Genomic DNA, 1,756 nt, shown 5'->3' with positions numbered 1-1,756 from the left:
GCAAAGCTAGCGCAATCCGCGAAGGCGCAAAGTCACTAGTGACCTCGCACGTTGTGATTTTAGATTCCGATCTTGAACTCGCTACCGCTGATATTGAAAAACTGTGGAGCGTTGTCCAATCAGGTGAATCCGATTACGTTTTTGGTTATCGAGCATTCTTAGCCCATTCATCTTTTACCTATCGTTACAGTCGCGGCAATCAGTTAATCTCAAATATCTATGGAATTTTCTTCAATGAAGTTATCACCGACATTATGTGCGGGTACAAATTAGTACCATCGCAAACTTTGCAGAACTTGCCTTATAAATATAGGCACTTCGGACTAGAGATCGAAATCCCTATGCACATGTGGCTGCATCATCAACGGCCATATGAAGTCGATGTCGCCTACAAAGCACGAACTCGCGCCCAAGGTAAATCTATTTCAGTTAAAGATGCCTTTGCCGTAATTACCTCAATGGCCACTTTTAGAATCACTCACAGAAGGGCTAAACAATGAAGCGGCTGGTTAATCCATCTTTAAGCGCATCCCTGCTTCGAAACTCATTTATCCAATTTATCTGGTGGGTTATTTTCTTTCCCGGCTTTTTCTCTGGTGATTCATTCGGTGCAGTAAATATCGCAAGAACCGGTGAAATGACTAACGCTTACACGGCATCATGGGCTTTGTACGTTCGCATCTTTTCTTTCCATGGACATGCAATAGGACTCTTAACCCTTATCAATGGCTTACTTTTGGTCTATTCCGTAACCCGCTTGGGCTACTCACTATTTTCAGCACGCGCGGCGGCAATAAGCACTTTTCTTCTAACGCTAACTCCAATTATCTCGGGCATGGGCGTAACTTTATGGCACGACATTGTGATGACCGCCGGCCTTGTACTTGTCACGGCTTTCTTTATTAATTACCAAAAAACCCCCGCAGATCTAAAGAGCCATATTTATAAGGACTTAATCCCAGGAGCGGTACTTACATCCTTTAGACCGAACGGCTTGCCGACTCTAGTGGTCTTTGCCGTTATTTATTGTGGCTACCTAGCTATCAAGAAAAAAACTTCAAACAATGAAGCTTTTCCTGTGAAGCAAACAACCAAATACGCCGCCGCAGCGATTGCATTGACCGCAATCATCACATTCATTGGCTCTAATCTGATTATTGGCATGAGCCCAATTAATAATCTTTATGCCCAAGAATGGATGCGCAACGATATTTCCTGTTATGCCGATACTGCGGCGGGTTCCGGTTTTGTTGAAAAACATATCCCTGCCATTGGCACCACCGATACATGGAGATCATCTGATGCGTGCGTCTTTCTCAATCGCGCAGCAATTACTGGTGAAGAAAAAATCGCTGCCGAAAAATATGTACCTTCTGCGTGGATGCAGCTTCTTAAAACTGAGCCAGCCTTTATTCTTAAAACACACCTGGATCGAAATGCCTATCTAGTGCCGATTCCGATTTCAGGAATTCCCGCCGAACCCTTCTTGCACAGCATTATCGAATACAAAGATCAAGGAATTGAATGGGTCTTTCCACAGGTGGCCGAAAAGGCTCGAATCATTATGCGAATATGGAATGGCGCCCGCGGTTTAACTGGCTGGGCAGGTTTATGGGCACTAGTCCTTTTGGCACTCGTGATCATTCGTAAACAAAAAGCGTTAATTCCCGCTGTGGCAATGTCCATAGCCATGATTGGCATTCTCTTTGTCGTCGCACCAATACCTGATGGGCGATACGCATTATTTGTTTTGATC

General features: G+C 44.4%; 2 protein-coding genes. Both read left to right on the top strand.

All coding sequences use genetic code 11. The features are described from left to right. A partial coding sequence (locus WCO51_13510; GenBank protein MEI6514270.1) for a hypothetical protein occupies nt 1-500 on the top strand: 500 nt, incomplete at its 5' end. Beyond that, a partial coding sequence (locus tag WCO51_13505; GenBank protein MEI6514269.1) for a hypothetical protein occupies nt 497-1,756 on the top strand: 1,260 nt, incomplete at its 3' end. The genes WCO51_13510 and WCO51_13505, both read left to right, overlap by 4 nt.

Source organism: bacterium (assembly GCA_037131655.1).
In the GTDB taxonomy this organism is placed as follows: domain Bacteria; phylum Armatimonadota; class Fimbriimonadia; order Fimbriimonadales; family JBAXQP01; genus JBAXQP01.
Note: the sequence above shows the minus strand (reverse complement) of the source record. Positions and strands in the feature narration are given on the sequence as shown.